This window comes from Clostridium sp. LXY-7, assembly GCF_056172015.1.
Genome location: NZ_JBLLJL010000001.1, coordinates 912059 through 929423 on the forward strand (window position 1 = coordinate 912059; position 17365 = coordinate 929423).

The 17365-nt window shown below is 30.9% G+C and carries 14 protein-coding genes; 3 read left to right on the top strand and 11 right to left on the bottom strand.

From position 1 onward, the window contains the following. Window positions 1-93: 93 nt before the first annotated feature. Both ACI48Q_RS04330 and ACI48Q_RS04335 read right to left on the bottom strand, forming a co-directional pair. On the bottom strand, window positions 94-1575 hold the full coding sequence (locus ACI48Q_RS04330) for a UDP-glucose--hexose-1-phosphate uridylyltransferase (RefSeq protein WP_474918333.1): 1482 nt from the start codon (window positions 1573-1575) through the stop codon (window positions 94-96). Window positions 1576-1590: 15 nt separating this feature from the next. Continuing rightward, window positions 1591-2760 (bottom strand): galactokinase, encoded by a 1170-nt coding sequence (locus ACI48Q_RS04335; protein WP_474917818.1) that lies wholly within the window; start codon window positions 2758-2760, stop codon window positions 1591-1593. 191 nt (window positions 2761-2951) lie between these two features. Here ACI48Q_RS04335 and ACI48Q_RS04340 point away from each other — a divergent pair, with 191 nt between their 5' ends. After that, window positions 2952-3995 carry an aldose epimerase family protein gene (locus tag ACI48Q_RS04340; protein WP_474917819.1) on the top strand — a complete coding sequence of 348 codons (1044 nt, stop codon included), beginning with the start codon at window positions 2952-2954 and terminating at the stop codon, window positions 3993-3995. 162 nt (window positions 3996-4157) lie between these two features. Here ACI48Q_RS04340 and mglC read toward each other — a convergent pair whose 3' ends face one another. The 3 genes from mglC to mglB all read right to left on the bottom strand — a co-directional run bounded on the left by mglC (window position 4158) and on the right by mglB (window position 7826). After that, on the bottom strand, window positions 4158-5174 hold the full coding sequence (gene mglC, locus ACI48Q_RS04345; protein ID WP_474917820.1) for a galactose/methyl galactoside ABC transporter permease MglC: 1017 nt from the start codon (window positions 5172-5174) through the stop codon (window positions 4158-4160). A gap of 22 nt (window positions 5175-5196) precedes the next feature. Continuing rightward, on the bottom strand, window positions 5197-6714 hold the full coding sequence (mglA, locus tag ACI48Q_RS04350; RefSeq protein ID WP_474917821.1) for a galactose/methyl galactoside ABC transporter ATP-binding protein MglA: 1518 nt from the start codon (window positions 6712-6714) through the stop codon (window positions 5197-5199). A 65-nt stretch (window positions 6715-6779) separates the two neighbouring features. Then, complete coding sequence (gene mglB / locus ACI48Q_RS04355) at window positions 6780-7826, bottom strand: galactose/glucose ABC transporter substrate-binding protein MglB (RefSeq protein ID WP_474917822.1); 1047 nt, start codon at window positions 7824-7826, stop codon at window positions 6780-6782. A 180-nt stretch (window positions 7827-8006) separates the two neighbouring features. Here mglB and ACI48Q_RS04360 point away from each other — a divergent pair, with 180 nt between their 5' ends. Next, complete coding sequence (locus ACI48Q_RS04360; RefSeq protein ID WP_474917823.1) at window positions 8007-9002, top strand: LacI family DNA-binding transcriptional regulator; 996 nt, start codon at window positions 8007-8009, stop codon at window positions 9000-9002. Window positions 9003-9127: 125 nt separating this feature from the next. Here the strand turns inward: ACI48Q_RS04360 and ACI48Q_RS04365 are convergent, their stop codons facing one another. The 3 genes from ACI48Q_RS04365 to ACI48Q_RS04375 form a co-directional block, all read right to left on the bottom strand. Then, window positions 9128-11779 (bottom strand): cation-translocating P-type ATPase, encoded by a 2652-nt coding sequence (locus tag ACI48Q_RS04365; protein ID WP_474917824.1) that lies wholly within the window; start codon window positions 11777-11779, stop codon window positions 9128-9130. Window positions 11780-12080: 301 nt separating this feature from the next. After that, window positions 12081-12623 (bottom strand): chromate transporter, encoded by a 543-nt coding sequence (locus tag ACI48Q_RS04370; protein ID WP_474917825.1) that lies wholly within the window; start codon window positions 12621-12623, stop codon window positions 12081-12083. Next, a complete protein-coding gene (locus ACI48Q_RS04375; RefSeq protein WP_474917826.1) occupies window positions 12620-13159 on the bottom strand; it encodes a chromate transporter in 540 nt (179 codons plus the stop codon). Before ACI48Q_RS04375 ends, ACI48Q_RS04370 begins: the two co-directional genes overlap by 4 nt. A gap of 184 nt (window positions 13160-13343) precedes the next feature. On the opposite strand from ACI48Q_RS04375, the gene ACI48Q_RS04380 reads away from it, so the two are divergent. Then, window positions 13344-13766, top strand: coding sequence for a YaaR family protein (locus ACI48Q_RS04380; protein ID WP_474917827.1), 423 nt, complete (start codon window positions 13344-13346; stop codon window positions 13764-13766). 232 nt (window positions 13767-13998) lie between these two features. Here the strand turns inward: ACI48Q_RS04380 and ACI48Q_RS04385 are convergent, their stop codons facing one another. The 3 genes from ACI48Q_RS04385 to ACI48Q_RS04395 all read right to left on the bottom strand — a co-directional run bounded on the left by ACI48Q_RS04385 (window position 13999) and on the right by ACI48Q_RS04395 (window position 17123). After that, window positions 13999-15903 carry an NAD(+) synthase gene (locus tag ACI48Q_RS04385; protein ID WP_474917828.1) on the bottom strand — a complete coding sequence of 635 codons (1905 nt, stop codon included), beginning with the start codon at window positions 15901-15903 and terminating at the stop codon, window positions 13999-14001. A gap of 25 nt (window positions 15904-15928) precedes the next feature. Next, window positions 15929-16588 (bottom strand): flavin reductase family protein, encoded by a 660-nt coding sequence (locus tag ACI48Q_RS04390; RefSeq protein WP_474917829.1) that lies wholly within the window; start codon window positions 16586-16588, stop codon window positions 15929-15931. A 214-nt stretch (window positions 16589-16802) separates the two neighbouring features. Further along, a complete protein-coding gene (locus tag ACI48Q_RS04395) occupies window positions 16803-17123 on the bottom strand; it encodes a hypothetical protein (protein WP_474917830.1) in 321 nt (106 codons plus the stop codon). Between the last annotated feature and the right edge of the window lie 242 nt (window positions 17124-17365).

Here is a 17365-nt window from a genome sequence, read left to right on the forward strand (position 1 = left end):
ATAGAATAGAATTGAAGTGAAATATAACTAAGGCTACAGAGAAATCTTCTCTGTAGCCTTAGTTATATTGTAAAAAATATTTTTAGAGACATACTAGATTTTATTAAGATAATCAGAAAATTTCTTAAATCCAGCTATTCCTTTTTCATTCTGTTTAAAGACTCCTGAACACTCTAAAATATTAACAAACTTCTGACCAAGTTCATCATTAATAAATTTGTCAATGTCTAATTTAGAGTTATAGCGTACCTTAAGGTCTAGAGCCCAGAATTTATGATAAGCTTTAACTGAATCCTTTCCAGTTAATATAAAACTTTTAATATCCTCTAGTTCTTTTAGTAATCTTCCAGGGAGTATAGCAAGTCCCATAACTTCAATTAACCCTATATTTTCCTTTTTAATGTGTTGTACATCCTCGTGAGGGTGAAATATTCCTAAAGGAAATTCTTTAGTAGTTCTATTATTTCTTAGAACTAAGTCCATGACAAAAAGGTTATCTTCTTTTCGGCATATTGGAGTAATAGTATTATGAGAAATTTCTTTGGTATTACATAGGATATTTCGTGTTTTATCACTATAGGTTTTCCAATTTTCAAGGATATAATTAGAACATTCTACTAAATTATCTATATCCGCACCCTTAAGCCTAAGGGTGGATAGAGGCCATCTTAGTGCAGTAATATCTATATTAGTAAACGATTTAATTTTAAACCTAAAAAGCTCTTTAGCATTATTTATGGGAAATATATAGTGACCACCTTGATAATGCTCATGAGATAATATAGAACCACCAACTATAGGTAAATCAGCATTTGAGCCTAGGAAATAATGTGGAAATTTATCTACAAAGCATAATAGATTTTTAAAGGTATCCTTAGTCAATGACATAGGTTCGTGAGATTTTGATAGTAATATACAATGTTCATTATAATACACATAGGGAGAATATTGTAGTTTCCACTTCTTATTATTCAACTCTACTTCTATTAATCTATGATTTGATCTATCTGGAGTATTGATGCTACCATCGAAACCCTCATTTTCGATACAGAGCAAACAATATGGATAATGGGAAGATATCTTATTTCTACCTAAGGCAATTTCTGATGGATCTTTTTCGGGTTTAGAAAGATTAATGGTTATATCTACAGATCCATACTTAGAAGGAGCTTTAAAAAAAATATTTTTATTTATTCTATCCATTCTAATATAATTGGAATTTTTACTTAAATTATAAAAATATTCAGTAGCCATCATAGGTAAAGTGTTATATAATTTATAGAATTCATTATTTATTATAGAAGGCTTATCTAGGAAGCAGTTCATAATTTTACTAGAGAATATATCCTTTTCATAGCTTAAATTAGAAATTATATGATTATTAACTGCTATTTCTATTAATTTATCTAGAGTTTCATATAGGTTAAGGGATAATTTCTTATCTGCTTTATAATTATTTTCTTTATAAAGAGATAGTAATCTATTACGGATATAAATCTCATCTAAAGAAGAGATAAGTTCATTTTCTATACCTAGTTCTACTAATCTGTGGATTAATGAGCCCAAATTCATTATGTCACCTCCTAACATCTATTCAATTTCATTTGGACCATCACTGGTGTTTGCAATATAAAAGGAAGCTTCATAGCCAATATGTTTTTTATAGTTGTTTCCTACATTTTTCATAAAAGTATCTACCTTCTGAGAGTCAACGAGTGCTATGGCACATCCACCAAAGCCAGCACCAGTCATACGTGCACCATATACACCCTCTTGGGCCCAAGAAGAAGAAACTAAAGTATCGAGTTCTATTCCAGTAACTTCATAGTCATCTCTTAAAGATATATGAGATTCATTTAAGAGGTGCCCTAAGGTAACAAAATCATTTTCTTGTAATGCATCTATAGATTTTTTCACTCTTTGATTCTCAGATATAACATGATTAGCTCTTTTAACATTGATTTCATCTGTTATAACGTATTTGTATCTTTTAAAATCCTCAAAGGAAAGTTCGCATAATGAGGAAATATTAAATAGATTTTTCAAATCTAAAAGAGCAGCTTCACATTGACTTCTTCGCTGATTATAGTTAGAAGAGGATAATTCTCTTCGCTTATTTGTATTCATAATCACTAGGGATATATCTTTTAGATTGACAGCTATATATTCATACTTTAATGTATTGCAATCAAGTAATAGAGCTGAATTTTTATGTCCTAAGGAGATGGCGAACTGGTCCATAATACCACTGTTCACACCAATATATTCATTTTCAACTTTCTTACCTAGAAGGGCCATAGTAATTTCATTTATCTTTAAACTAAACATATATTTAAGCATTTTACAAATTAGCATTTCTAGAGAAGCTGAAGATGAAAGTCCAGCTCCATTAGGAAGGTTTCCATAGATCAATATGTCAAAACCGCTAGAAATTATATGTCCATCTTCAATTAAAGCTTTTAGAACACCTTTTAAATACTTTGTCCAATTATCATCCTTCTTGCAATCTAGATCATCTAAGGAAATTTCAGTGATTCCGAGGTGTTGAAAATTAAGAGAATAAGCTCTAATTGTCTTATGTTTAGTTAGTTTTATAGCACCATAGGTGCCCAAAGTTATAGCACAAGGGAAAACAAGACCTCCATTATAATCAGTGTGTTCCCCAATTAAGTTAACTCGCCCAGGACAAAAAAATAGTTTTTCACATGAATTTTCAAATATATTATAAAAAGAATTTTTTAATTTTGATGATAAATTCATAGTAATCCTCCTTACAATTTTATACCTTTATAAGGTTATTATAATTGTTTAGTAAAAAAAATCAATATTTTACTAAACAATTTATAGAATTTTACTAATGAAAATTATTATAGTAATTTATAGTTAAAAATGTTTGATTAGGAGAATTAGCAGCTGATAAAATAAAGTCATTAGAGAATAGGGGGAGAGTTATGGATATTAGGGTTGAAACCATATACTTAGGGGAAAAAGATATCTTAAAGTATCAGCTTATAAATGATAATAATATGATAGTGGAATTTTTAAGTCTTGGAGGAATTATTACTAAGATTTTAACTAATGACTATGAGGGGAATTTTGAAAATGTGGTATTGGGATATAGAAATTTAAATATGTATGTTAAAAATCCATCCTATTTAGGTGCTATTATAGGTAGAACTGCAGGAAGAATATACAGGGGAACAATAGATTTCGAAGGTAAAAAAATAACTTTAAACAAAAATAATCTAGAAAATACTCTTCATGGTGGAAACATTGGTTTTGATAAAAAAGTTTGGAGTGGAGAAGAATTTAGAAATAGTGATAGTGTAGGAGTAAAGTTAAAATATAGAAGTGAAGATGGAGAGGAGGGGTATCCAGGAAATTTAAACATAGAAGTATATTATATTCTTAATAATAAAAATGAATTTATGATTTCTATTAAAGGAGTATGTGATGAAGACACCTTATTAAATATTACAAATCACAGTTATTTTAATTTATCAGGAGAAGGAAAAAGAGATATTTTAAAACATGAACTCTATATAAATAGTGATGAGATTTGTCACATTGATGATAGCTGTATTCCTACAGGAAGCTATATGAAGGTTGGAGGGACACCCTTTGATTTTAGAATTAAAAAAGAAGTAGGGAGGGATTTAAATAAGGATCATATACAATTAGTTAGAGGAAATGGTTATGATCATCCTTGGATTTTAAAAGATAATGAAAATATTAGTGTAGAATTTTATGATAATAAATCGAAAAGAGCATTGGAAATTAAAACGGACCAAAAAACTGTAGTTTGTTATTCAATGAATTTTACAGATGGTCTCCCTTTGAACAATGGGAGAAATGCAAAGCCGAGAATGGCATGTTGCTTTGAAACTCAAGCACCACCTATAGGACATAATCAATGTTTTAAGGAGTATTCTATAGTAAAAAAACTCCAGGAATATAGAGCGAATACTAGTTATAGATTTTATATAAAGGAATAATAAAGTAATTATAAATGAAAATATAGAGAATAACTTTCTAAGAGGGATGAGTATAAGTGAAATTACAGGGAATTTATTATTAATATAAAAAGTATTCACTGATGAGTTTGGTAGGTATACTTATTAAAAGATAATTCCCTGTAATTTTATTATAATTATTGATTATTTTTTCTTAAGGTATTTTCTTATATCTATTGCAACAGCACCTATTATAATCAAGCCTTTAACGATGTATTGTAAATATGGATTTAAGCCTATAAAAGCCAATCCGTAGTTTATTACCTGAAAAATAAGCACTCCAGTAACAACGCCACCAACAGTTCCGATTCCCCCAGAAGTAGAAACTCCACCAACCACACAGGCTGCGATTGCATCTAATTCATACATGTTGCCTGTATTGTTTGTAGCGCTTCCAACACGTCCAGCCTCCAGAGTTCCAGCAAAACCATATAATACTCCAGCTAAAAAATACACTAATAATAGAGTTCTAACTACATTTACACCAGAAACTGTTGCTGCTTCAGGATTTCCACCTATTGCATATATATTTTTACCAAATTTAGTTTTATTCCATAAAATCCATATTAAAAATGTAACTATCATAGCATAAATTATTAGATAGGGTATCTTAAAACCAAATTTATCTATGCCACCTAAAGCAAATTCAGTAAAGGCTTTAGATAATCCGCCTACAGGCTGAGCACCATAAGGTGGCCGATCAAAGTAGATAGAGTTAAGTCCATATACTATAATCATCATACCCATGGTAGCTATAAAAGGTGGAACTTGAAATCTAGATACAATAAAGCCGTTTATTAAACCTAACAATCCACAGACTATCATGGCTACTAGGATAGGTACTATAATTGGAAGCTCAGAGAGTTGAGGATACATTTTATAAGCATAGCCTGCAGCTTGGAGTAAAGAAGCTGATAAAACTGCAGAAAGTCCGACAAGTCTACCAGCAGAAAGATCAGTACCAGCGGTTATAAGTATTCCTCCAACTCCTAAAGCTATTATTATGCGAGTAGAAGCTTGACTTAAGATGTTAGTAAAGTTTTTTAAGGATAAAAAATCAGGAGATACTATTATAATAATCAAAAGTAGAACAAATAATATAATATATATGGCGTAATTCATTATCCAATCTTTGTTTAATATTTTAGTAAAGTTTTTCATTTTGTTCTTACACCTCCTATAATTATAAGTATAGTGCTGAAAGATGCATGATTTCTTCTTGAGAGGTAGAATCGGCATTCACAATTCCAGCTACTCTTCCATTACTCATTACTAGGATTCTATGACATACTCCAAGAAGTTCTGGCATTTCAGAAGAAACCATTAAAATTGATTTACCTTCTTCAGCTAATTTATTCATTAATTGATATATTTCGTATTTAGCACCTACGTCGATACCTCTTGTAGGTTCATCTAACATAAGAATTTCGGGATTTGTTAAAAGCCATCTACCAATTATAACTTTTTGCTGATTTCCACCAGATAGTGAGGAAATATGAGTTTTCTGAGAAGGTGTTTTAACGTTCATGGATTCAATAACCCATTCAGTATCAGCTTCTATGTGGCTATTGCTTAGAAAGCCAAAGGTTACATATCTTCCCATATTGGCAATGACTGAATTGAAACTTATACTACTATGCGGAAAAATCCCTGTTTCTCTGCGTTCTTCAGTAACTAGAGAAAAGCCATTTCTCATTGACTTAAAGGTAGTAGAGTTATCTAGATCTTTACCATTAAGCACTATTCTGCCATTAGAAATTTTTCTCATACCAAAAATGGCTTCTAGAATTTCAGTTCTTTTAGCACCTACTAATCCAGCTATACCTAATATTTCACCATGATTTAAATTGAAGGATACATCTATTAGAGAGGGTTGTTTAAGCCCAGTAAGATTTTTAACTTCTAATACCACAGTACCTATATTAGAGCTTTTAGGAGGAAATCTACTGTTTATTTCTCGTCCTACCATTTTTTTTATAATCATATCCATGGTTAAAGATTTTGTGGGTTGAGTAGTTACCCATTTTCCATCCCTCATTATAGTCACTTCATCAGAAATTTTAAGAATTTCATCCATTTTGTGAGAAATGTATATTATACTTATGCCTTTAGCTTTAAGCTTATCAATTATAGAAAATAGATGAATTACTTCTTTTTCTGTTAAAGATGAAGTAGGTTCATCCATTACTATAATTTTTGAGTTGTAGGATACAGCTTTAGCTATTTCAAGCATTTGCATCTGAGATACAGAAAGGGCATTTACCTTAGTTTTAGGGTCTATATAGATATTTAGCTGTTTAAAAATTTCAAGGGTGTCTTTATACATCTTTTTTTCATCTACAAATATCCCTTTATATGGATATCTGCCAAGCCATAAGTTATCCATAACATTTCTTTGACGTACTTGATTCAACTCTTGGTGGACCATAGAAACACCATGATCTAAGGCATCTTTAGAGCTACTAAATTGAATTTTCCTACCATCCAAATAAATTTCGCCTTCATCTTTATAGTATATTCCAAATAAACATTTCATTAGAGTAGATTTTCCAGCTCCATTTTCACCCATGAGAGCATGGACACTGCCTTTTTTTACTCTAAGATTCACTTCATCTAAGGCTTTTACTCCTGGAAAAGACTTGGAGATATTAATCATTTCTAAAATATATGAATTGTCTTCGTTTACAGTAATTTTTGACATATATATACCTCCTTAAATAGCATATATAAATGAGGTGCACATATAATGCACCTCATTTATATATGCTATTTATATGCATCCTCACCAATTTTGATATTATCTTTATTTATACCAATGTAAGGTACACGAACAGCTTTATTATTATCTAATTTCCAGCTAGTACCCTCAACTGGATCTTTACCATTAGCCGCATTTATTGATAATTCAACAGTAGCTTTACCTTGATTTTTAGCATCGTTTAATACCGTTCCTACTATTTTACCGGCTTTTATATTATCAAGAACCTCGGGAATCGCATCAACACCAAATATCGGCATAAATTTATCATCTCTAAAGTATCCTGATTTTTCAAGAGAGGCAAGAGCACCTAGTGCCATACCATCATTATTACAGATTACCATTTCAATATTGTCTCCGTACTTAGCAAGCCATGCATCCATTTTTTCAGTAGCCTTAGCTGCATCCCACATAGCCGTATCCAAAGCCAATTCCTCTGTTTGTATACTAGCATTTTTTAATTCTTCTATAGAATACTTAGTGCGTGCTTCCGCATCAGGGTGTCCAGGTTCACCTTTAAGTAAAACATATTGAATTTTACCATCTTTATTTTTATCCCATTTATCCTTATTTTTGTTCCATTCATCTGATATTATTTTACCTTGAATAACACCAGATTCTTTAGATTCTGTACCTACGTACCACGCTTTATCATAACTTTTAAGAGCAGAAGCTTCGGGCTCCTTATTAAAGAAAACCACAGGGAGATTAGCGGCTTTTGCTTTTTCAATAATTGTTGGTGCAGCTTTAGGGTCAACTAAGTTTATAGCTAAAACTTTTACTCCTTTAGCTATCATGGTATCAATTTGCTCGATTTGTTTACTTTGATCATTTTGAGAGTCATTCATGATAATAGTAGCTTTATCTTTACATTCCTTGTCAATGGTTCTACGAACATAAGACATGAAGTTATCATCATATTTGTAAATTGTAGCTCCTATTGAAGGAAGACTACTATCATTAGTTCCACTATCTCCACTAGATTTATTACAGCCAACTACACCAACTAATAGTAGAGAAGCTAAAATGGTAGCTAATAGACGTTTTCTTTTCATAAATTCACCTCATTAATATTATTTTCAAATTAATAACCATATAAATCAATTATTTACATATTATGTATTTAAAAATATTATAACAACTGGCAAGTTTAAATGTCAATTACTTTATGATATAATATTAAGTAAATATTATGATATTTTTAGTAAAATAACGTAGATGTAGGGAGGAGTTTAATGGCCACTATAAAAGATATAGCTACCATAGCTGGAGTGTCTATAGCTACGGTGTCTAGAGTCTTAAACTTTGATGAAACTTTAAATGTATCAGAGAGTACAAGAAAAAGCATATTTGAGACGGCAGAAGAATTAAATTATATTACAAAGAGAGATAAGAAAAATAAAAATAAAAGCTATACAATAGGAATTCTAAATTGGTATACAGAAAGTGAGGAAATAAAAGATCCTTATTTTTTATCAATTAGAATTTCTATTGAAAAGAAGTGTAAAGAAGAGAATATTGATTTTAAAACCATAACACTTCATGGAAAAAATTCTTGGAGAGATATTAATGGAGTTATAGCTATTGGTAAATTTGGAAAATTAGATGTAGAAAAAATAAAGCATATAAGCAGTAAGGTTGTTTTTGTGGATTCATGCCCAGATGATTTAAATTATGATTCTGTTATTGTGAATTATATTTGTGGGGTAGAAGCTGCATTAACTCATTTGACATCTTTAGGGCATAGAAACATTGCATACATAGGTGGAGAAGAATATATAAATGATGGAAATGAAAAAATTAAAGATTATAGACAAGAAGTTTATGAGAAATTTATGAAGAATATTAGTAATTTGAATAATAGTTGGATATATTTAGGTAAATTTTTACCCGATGATGGATATTCTCTTATGAAAAAGGCTTTAGCTGCACAACGAATACCAAGTGCCTTCTTTATTGCAAGTGATCCTATGGCTATTGGAGCTTATAGGGCTGTATTAGAAGAAGGTTATAAAATACCAGAAGATATAAGTATAGTAGGTTTTGATGATATATACACATCTCAATTTTTAACTCCGGCATTAACCACAGTAAAGGTTTATACAGACTTCATGGGAGAGACTGCTGTAGATGTATTAATGGATAGCTTAAAGTCAGGTAGAGACATATGTAAGAAGACAGTAATACCTAGTAGATTAGTTATAAGGGAAAGTACAGGAACATGTAGATAAAAAATGGTTTGAAGTAAAATGTTTTACTTCAAACCATTTTTTATCTAAGTACAGAGAAATTACAGAAGCGCTATTTTGAGCACTGGGAAGTGCTTAAAATAGCGCTTTTGTAACATCAATTATATTTAAATATCTTTTTTAAACAGTTTAATCACTTCATTAACAATTAATGGGATTATACTCAATCCAAACACTATTGCCCAATCAGAAATAGTTAATGGAACAACATTAAATACATTAGCTATTGGTGGTATATAGATAACTGCTAACTGTAATAAAACTCCAAGTAAAATTGAACCAATTAAGTACATATTTGAGAATAGTCCTATTTTAAATATAGATTTATTTTCATTTCTCATATTTAGAGAGTGAATTAATTGAGTTCCACTTAATACTACAAAGGCTAAAGTTTGAGCATGCATTAATGCTTCTGGATTGCTACCAACAGAAGTAAGAGTTACTGCAGCGCCACCATATGTGTGAACTCCGTATATAAAACCTATAAGTGTTAGAGCACCAATTAACACACCATTAAATAAAAGTGTAAATAAAGAACCTTTAAATATGCTATCTTTTTGATCTCTAGGTTTGTTTTTCATTACATCTTTATCACCAGGATCTATACCAAGGGCAAGAGCTGGGAAAGAGTCTGTAATTAAGTTAACCCATAGTATATGAGTAGCGTTAAGTGGTGATGCCCAACCAAATAAAATTCCAAGGAACAGGGTTACTATCTCACCAGCATTACAAGAAATTAAGAAGATAACAGATTTTTTAATGTTATTAAAGATGTTTCTTCCTTCTTCAATAGCAGATACAATAGTTGAGAAGTTATCATCTGTAAGCACCATATCAGAAGCACCTTTAGCTACGTCTGTACCAGTAATACCCATTGCAACTCCAATATCAGCAGCTTTTAAGGATGGAGCGTCATTAACTCCGTCACCAGTCATAGAAACTATGTTTCCACTAGCTTTAAAGGCTTTAACTATTTTTACCTTATGTTCAGGGGAAACTCTAGCAAATACACTTAGGTTTTTAACCTTTTCCTTAAGCTCTGAGTCAGATAATTTATCTATTTCAGCCCCAGTAGCTACTTGAGATATATCTTCCGCAATCAGTAGTTCTTTAGCTATGGCAAAAGCTGTATTCTTATGGTCTCCGGTTATCATAACTGTTTTAATACCAGAAGTCTTACATAGAGCTATAGAATCTTTAACTTCAAGTCTTGGTGGATCAATCATTCCCACTAAACCAATAAATGTTAAATCTTTTTCAAGATTAGCTTTGTCTATGTCATGTGAAGGTAATATTTTAAAAGCAGAACCTAAAACTCTTAGAGCATCATTTGACATTTCAGTGGCTGCGCTTAAGAATTTGTTTCTAAGCTCTTCAGTAAGTGGAACTATTTTTCCATCTAAATAAGCATTACTACATAGGTTAATAAGATTATCAGTAGCACCTTTAGTCATTACATAATAATCATCACCATAGGCATTCACTGTGGTCATTAATTTTCTATCTGAGTCAAATGGAATTTCATCAACTCTTTTATATTTACTTTCTAAGCCTTCTTTAAATAGTTTATATATATTACCAGCTTCTAATAATGCTATTTCTGTAGGGTCTCCAGTTTTTGAATTTTCTGTAGCAGTTGCATCATTACAAAGTACAATGTTTTCAAGAAGAAGCTTACTTGCATTATTATCAATGTCTAAGTTAGAAATTTCATCTAATTTATTATCAGCAAAAAATTTAACTACTGTCATTTTATTTTGTGTTAAGGTACCTGTTTTGTCTGAACATATTACATTTACAGAACCTAAGGTTTCAACTGCAGGAAGCTTTCTTATAATAGCATTTTCCTTAATCATTCTTTGAACGCCAAGAGCTAGCACAATTGTAACGATGGCGGCAAGTCCTTCTGGAATAGCTGCAACTGCAAGGCTGATAGAAATCATAAACATGTCGGTCATATCTCTACCTTGCATTAGTCCAACTACAAACATAACTAGACATATACCAATAGCTGCAATACCTAAGATTTTTCCTAATTGTTCTAATTTCTTTTGAAGAGGAGTAAGTTCGTTTTCACTTTCATCTAACATTTTCGCTATCTTACCAATTTCAGTATTCATACCTGTAGCGACAGCAATACCAAGACCTCTACCATAGGTGGCAAGAGTAGACATAAATGCCATGTTCTTCTTATCTCCTAAAGGTACATTTTCATCTTGAATAACTAAAGTGGCATTTTTATCCACGGGTACAGATTCTCCAGTTAGCGCAGATTCTTCAATTTGTAAGTTAGCACTTTCCACTAATCTGATATCACAAGGAATAAATCTACCAGCATCAATTACTATCAAATCACCTGGTACAATCTCTTCAGAAGAGATTTCTACAAGTTCTCCATTTCTTTTAACTAGTGCCTTTGGAGAAGAAAGTTGTTTTAGTGCATCAAGAGCTTTCTCAGCTTTAGCTTCCTGAATCATTCCTACAAAGGCATTTACTAAAATAACTATACCTATAATCACGGCATCTCCAAATTCTTTAGCAACTATTACGGAAAGCACAGCAGCTACGATAAGTATATAAATTAAAATATCGTTAAGTTGTGCAAGGAATAGCTGAAGTTTGGTTTTTTTCTTTTTTTCAGCAAGTTTGTTTAGCCCATATTTCTTTTTATGGTCTTCAACTTGAGAAGAAGTTAGTCCTGTAGAAGTATCAGTATTAAATTTACTAATCACTTCTTGGCTTGAGTCATTAAAATACATAAAATCACCTCATAAAGTATTATTTACAAAATGGAGTTAAGATATAATTCCATTAGAAATTACAAAATTTAACTTATTATTATAATAAAAAAAGCTCATGTGTAGCAAATATATGCTATACATGAGTCTCATTATTTAATGCAAGACCAGACTATGAAGTCAGGATGTTGAACCTTGCAGCATAATAAATTATGCCAATTACTCCCTCATTATAGGTATTCAATTTAACTTTATAAATATTATATCATGAGAATAAATAAATAACAATAATATATAGCTATTTATTTGAAAACATATACATCTAAGCTATAATATAAGGAAAGAATCCATAGAATATAATTCCTAATATGCCTGATATTGCTATAATCAATATAGGATGAAACTTAGTTTTGTATAGTAGGAATCCTATGATACAAGCAATAAAAATGCTAGGTAGGTCTTTATAAGCTTCAAAACCTAAGGATAAAAACACAGATATTATTAGACCAATTAAGGCTGGTCTCATACCCTTAAGAGCATTTGATAATAAAGGTGAATTTTTAAATTTATTAAAAAAATAATTAGCAATAGAAACTAATATAAAGGAAGTAGTAACTACTCCTAAAGTAGCTACAATACTACCTAAAACTCCGGCCGTCCTATAACCAACGAAGGTAGCTGAATTTATAGCGATAGGTCCTGGAGTCATTTGTGATATACCTATAATATCTATAAAATCTCTAGGACTTAACCATCTATAAGTATCTACAATTTCTTTTTCTATTAAAGGAAGCATAGCGTAACCGCCACCAAAGCCAAAGGTACCAATCTTAAGGAATACAAGGTAAAGCTTTAAGAGTATCATCTTTCCACCTGCTTTCTATTAGAAAAAATACCATAAGCCGCTGAAAGAATTATTATGTAAACAGGATTAAGATCTAAAAATAGACTTAAAATAACCGTAACTATCACTATAATAATATTAGTGGTAGTTTTGTCCAATACTTTTGCTAAGCTATTTACTCCAACTAATATTAAAAGTGGTACTGCAGCATTTATTCCTTTGAAAATTAATTCTACTAAATACATATTTCTGAATTTACTAAAGATACTTGCGATTATAAGTATAATTATAAAGGAGGGTAGAGCAACTCCTAAAAGTCCAAGTATGGCCCCTAAGGTTCCACATATCTTATAACCTATAAAGGTGCAACTATTTATGGCTAATGCACCAGGGAAACTTTGTGAAATAACTATAATATCTAAAAACTCTTCTTTTGAAATCCAGTTATTTTTTGTTACAACCTCAGCTTCAATAAGAGGAATCATGGCATATCCTCCTCCAAAGGTAAAAGCACCAATTTTAAAAAAGGTAATAAACATATTAAATAAGTTAGTCATTGAACAACCTCCTTTTTTACATACAGGTAAATTATACTCTCTATAAATAATATAATCAATTTTATGGATTAAATACTATAATTTATTTATAATATAATAAAGAAGAGCATTCAAAAGAAAATAAATAAACATACGGGACTAGGTATTTTTTTGAAGATGCCTAAGTTAAAGAGGGGGAGAAACTTTGGAAATATCAAAACTTGGAAGAAACACACCAATTAAAAGAGAAACTTCGGCTATTAGTAGTAAACATGATTTTTCAAGAAACTTTAATTTCGCCCGCCAAAAAAAGTCTGAGGAAGAATTAAAGAAAATGCTAGAGGCAATAAAAAATAAGGGAAGTAGGTTAGTAATATCTAAGTGTTATGCTGATGTACATGCCTATAAAAAAGCTATAAAGGAATATTTAGAATCAGTTTTAGCATTTATGTATTCTGTAAAGAAAGATATAAGTTTTTGGCAAACTCAATATTTTATAACAGTGGAGACTGTTGATAAAAAATTAGAGGAATTAACTCAGATGTTATTGGATGAAGAAAAAGAAAATTTTAATATAGCTATGACCATTGACGAGATATCAGGGCTTATAGTTGATATTTATAAATAAAAAATTAAGGTACTTTATTTAGTGAAGTACTCCCTTTAGTCGCAATGAATTGTGAGCAGTGCTCACAGTGAATTACAACTTGCAGTTGCAGTGAAGCCTTCGATTCTCTCAGCAATAAAGGAAGCTTTTGCTTAGGCAAAAGCTTCCTCTGGTGAATCTTAACGTCTGTGCCGAAGGTGCACTTCACTGCGAACAACGCAAGCCCTTCACTACGAAGGAAGTGAGTAATTCACTAAATAAATCCATTATAGCTGCTATCTGATGGCATTCTTAAATCTCCTCTTGGTGATAAACCTATAGAACCAACCTTTGGACCATCAGGAATACAAGAACGTTTAAATTGTTGAGCAAAGAACCTTTTAATAAATATATTTAACCATTTAGAAATTTCCTCACCAGAATATAAATCTTTGAAAGCTATATTAGCTAAGAAATCTATCCTTTCCTTAGAAGCACCATGCTTCATGAAATGATATAAAAAGAAGTCGTGAAGCTCATAAGGACCTACTATATCTTCAGTTTTCTGAGCAATTTCACCATTTTCATCCGTTGGAAGAAGTTCAGGGCTTACTGGGGTGTCTAATATATCTAGAAGTATATCACATACCTTTGAGTTACTTTCCTTTTCTGCTACATATCTTACTAAATATCTTACAAGAGTTTTTGGAATAGAACAGTTTACTGAGTACATAGACATATGGTCTCCGTTGTAGGTTGCCCATCCAAGAGCTAGTTCGGATAAATCTCCAGTTCCTATTAATAGGCCACCTTCTTTGTTTGCTAAATCCATAGCTATTTGAGTTCTTTCTCTTGCTTGAACATTTTCATAAGTAACATCATGAACATCTACAGGGTGACCTATATCTTTAAAATGTTGAAGACAAGCAGCTACAATGTTTATTTCTCTAAGGTCAGTACCTAGGTTTTTACAGAGCTCTAGAGCATTGTTATAGGTTCTGTCGGTAGTACCAAAGCCAGGCATAGTAATAGTAACGATATTTTCTCTAGGAATTTTAAGCATATCAAAGGTTTTAACTACCACAAGAAGAGCTAAGGTAGAATCAAGTCCTCCAGAAATAGCAATGACAGCTTTCTTAACTCCAGTATGGGTAATTCTCTTAGCAAGAGCTGAAGATTGAATGTTAAAAATCTCTCTAGAACGTTTTTCTCTTTCAAGTTCATTACTTGGCACAAAAGGATGTCTATCGATATATCTATTAAACTCATCTATATTTGTATTTTTAAAGCTAAATTCAATAGTTTCTATGTCAAAAGGAACTACTGATTTATTATCTCTAAAACTAGTGTTTTTAAGTCTTTCAGCTTTTAATCTACCAATGTCAATTATAGAAGTAATGATTTCACTTTCACGGCTAAATCTTTCATTTTCGCAAAGTAGGATCCCGTTCTCGCAGATTAATAGATGACCACTAAATAGTACATCAGTGGTTGATTCAAAAACACCACTGGAAGAATATATATAGGCACTCATACATTTAGCACTTTGGTTTTTAATCAGCTCTTTTCTATAATCAGCTTTGCTGACAAGTTCATTAGAGGCAGAAAGGTTGCATATTATATTGCAGCCAGCAAGAGATAAAAAGCTACTTGGAGGTATTGTAACCCAAAGGTCTTCACAAATCTCAAAACCTAATTTAACCTCATCATTTTTAAATACTAAATTTGTTCCAAAGGGAACATTTTCTTGGAAAGCTAGATTTATCCTTTGTGAAAAAATATTTAAACCAGTAGTAAACCAACGCTTTTCATAGAACTCTGAATAATTTGGTATATAACTTTTAGGAACAATTCCTAATACCTTTCCATTGAGTATTATGTAAGCTGCATTGTATAGTACCTCATTGTACTCAAGAGGGGCACCAACAGCTATTAAGATATCTTTACCTACAGAATAGTCACATAGAGCCTTAATAGCACCTTGAGAATTTTCTAGCAATCTTTCTTGAAAGAATAAATCACTACAGGTATAGGAAGTGATTGAGAGTTCAGGAAAAATTACAATTTTACATTGATTTTCTATAGAATCCTCAATACAGTTTTTTATTTCTGATAAATTAAAATCTATATCTCCTACATTAGTAACTGGGCATGCAGAAGCTACTTTTATAAAATCCATTTAAAAACCACCTTTCATATTGATATTATTTAGTTTTCTTCTTAGCTTTATTTTTATGAATAGATTTATTAATAAAATTTTTTACTTGTTTTTGTTCCTTAGTCTTTTTTAAAGCTGTTTTTTTCTTCATTACGGAATATCCGAATTTGCCAAGGGCATTAGACTTAAGTCCAAAGTATTCTCCATGGGAATAGCTTAATAAATCTGCTTTTTCAAAGTGGATTTTCCCTTGTTCATCTATTAGATTATCATCTACATGGCAGCATACCACTTCTGCTAAAAACAAATCATGACTTCCAAGGGGAGTTATAGATTTTAACTTACATTCAAAAGCTACAGGGCATTCATCAATAATTCCACAATTAATTTCATTTCCTTCACTAAGGGTAAGGTTCATTTCTTTAATCTTATCTACTTGTCTTCCGCTTCTAACTCCGCAAAAGTCTACCTTTTTCACTAAAGATGTAGAAGGTAGGTTAACTACAAAGCACTGTTCTTCTTTTATGTAATCATAGGATAATCTTTCAGGCCTTATAGCCACTGTAATCATAGGAGGTTTAGTGCAAGCAGTACCTATCCAGCCTACAGTAAACACATTATCCTTTCCTTCACTATTTCTACTAGTTATTAATACAGCTGGTACTGGGTTTAGCATAATACTACCTTTAAAAGTAGTCTTAGCCATAATATCACATCACTTTCTAGTTTTAACTCAAACATCTTTATAAAGGTAAATAATTTTTAAAATTATTACTGCAGATGCTTTACAAATGTATTATATATTAAATTGGGTATATTTATCAAAAAATAAGTAGACTTGATGAAAAATATTCATCAAGCTTACTAAAATACGCCTAATTAAATATGCTTTAATATAGTATTGAGTTAAAAGATATATATTAAGACATATCATCTTCTCTAGTTAAGGTTTTTCTAACATTTACAATTTCATAAAGAGCTTCTCCAATATCAACTCCTGAGCGCATACCTCTGTAATTAACAGCAGTGTCAATGAAGTTTATTCCATTTTCTAAACCATAGACTAAAGCTTCTATATACATATTTGAGTCTTTATCTGAAAAATCACCAAGATGAGTTCCCATAGCTATAGGGGAACAATAAAAATGGTCACAAGATTTAAAAGGAATATTTTTATTAAGAAAATAATTTTTACTGTTTATAAGCATGGCGTATCCATTTATTATTAATAAACACCTCAAAAACATTAACTTCATTAACGGTATATGTTAATGAAGGATAAAAAAATAGACTACAAATATGGATAAAATTGTATTATAATATAATTATAGGGAATTGATAAAGTAGAAACTAAATACTAGCTACCTATTTAGTTGCTTTAATTTTTACTAATACCATTGAAAGGCGCATAATCAATATATATTATTAAAAATATATATTCTTATAAATATACAAATATATATTTTTATATTTATGAAGGGTA

Coding starts and splice junctions, on each gene's coding strand:
- mglB (WP_474917822.1), bottom strand. CDS start 7,826: ATGAAAAGAAAACGTCTATTAGCTACCATTTTAGCTTCTCTACTATTA.
- ACI48Q_RS04375 (WP_474917826.1), bottom strand. CDS start 13,159: ATGACTAACTTATTTAATATGTTTATTACCTTTTTTAAAATTGGTGCT.
- ACI48Q_RS04365 (WP_474917824.1), bottom strand. CDS start 11,779: ATGTATTTTAATGACTCAAGCCAAGAAGTGATTAGTAAATTTAATACT.
- ACI48Q_RS04335 (WP_474917818.1), bottom strand. CDS start 2,760: ATGAATTTATCATCAAAATTAAAAAATTCTTTTTATAATATATTTGAA.
- ACI48Q_RS04385 (WP_474917828.1), bottom strand. CDS start 15,903: ATGGATTTTATAAAAGTAGCTTCTGCATGCCCAGTTACTAATGTAGGA.
- mglC (WP_474917820.1), bottom strand. CDS start 5,174: ATGAAAAACTTTACTAAAATATTAAACAAAGATTGGATAATGAATTAC.
- ACI48Q_RS04340 (WP_474917819.1), top strand. CDS start 2,952: ATGGATATTAGGGTTGAAACCATATACTTAGGGGAAAAAGATATCTTA.
- ACI48Q_RS04370 (WP_474917825.1), bottom strand. CDS start 12,623: ATGATACTCTTAAAGCTTTACCTTGTATTCCTTAAGATTGGTACCTTT.
- mglA (WP_474917821.1), bottom strand. CDS start 6,714: ATGTCAAAAATTACTGTAAACGAAGACAATTCATATATTTTAGAAATG.
- ACI48Q_RS04360 (WP_474917823.1), top strand. CDS start 8,007: ATGGCCACTATAAAAGATATAGCTACCATAGCTGGAGTGTCTATAGCT.
- ACI48Q_RS04390 (WP_474917829.1), bottom strand. CDS start 16,588: ATGGCTAAGACTACTTTTAAAGGTAGTATTATGCTAAACCCAGTACCA.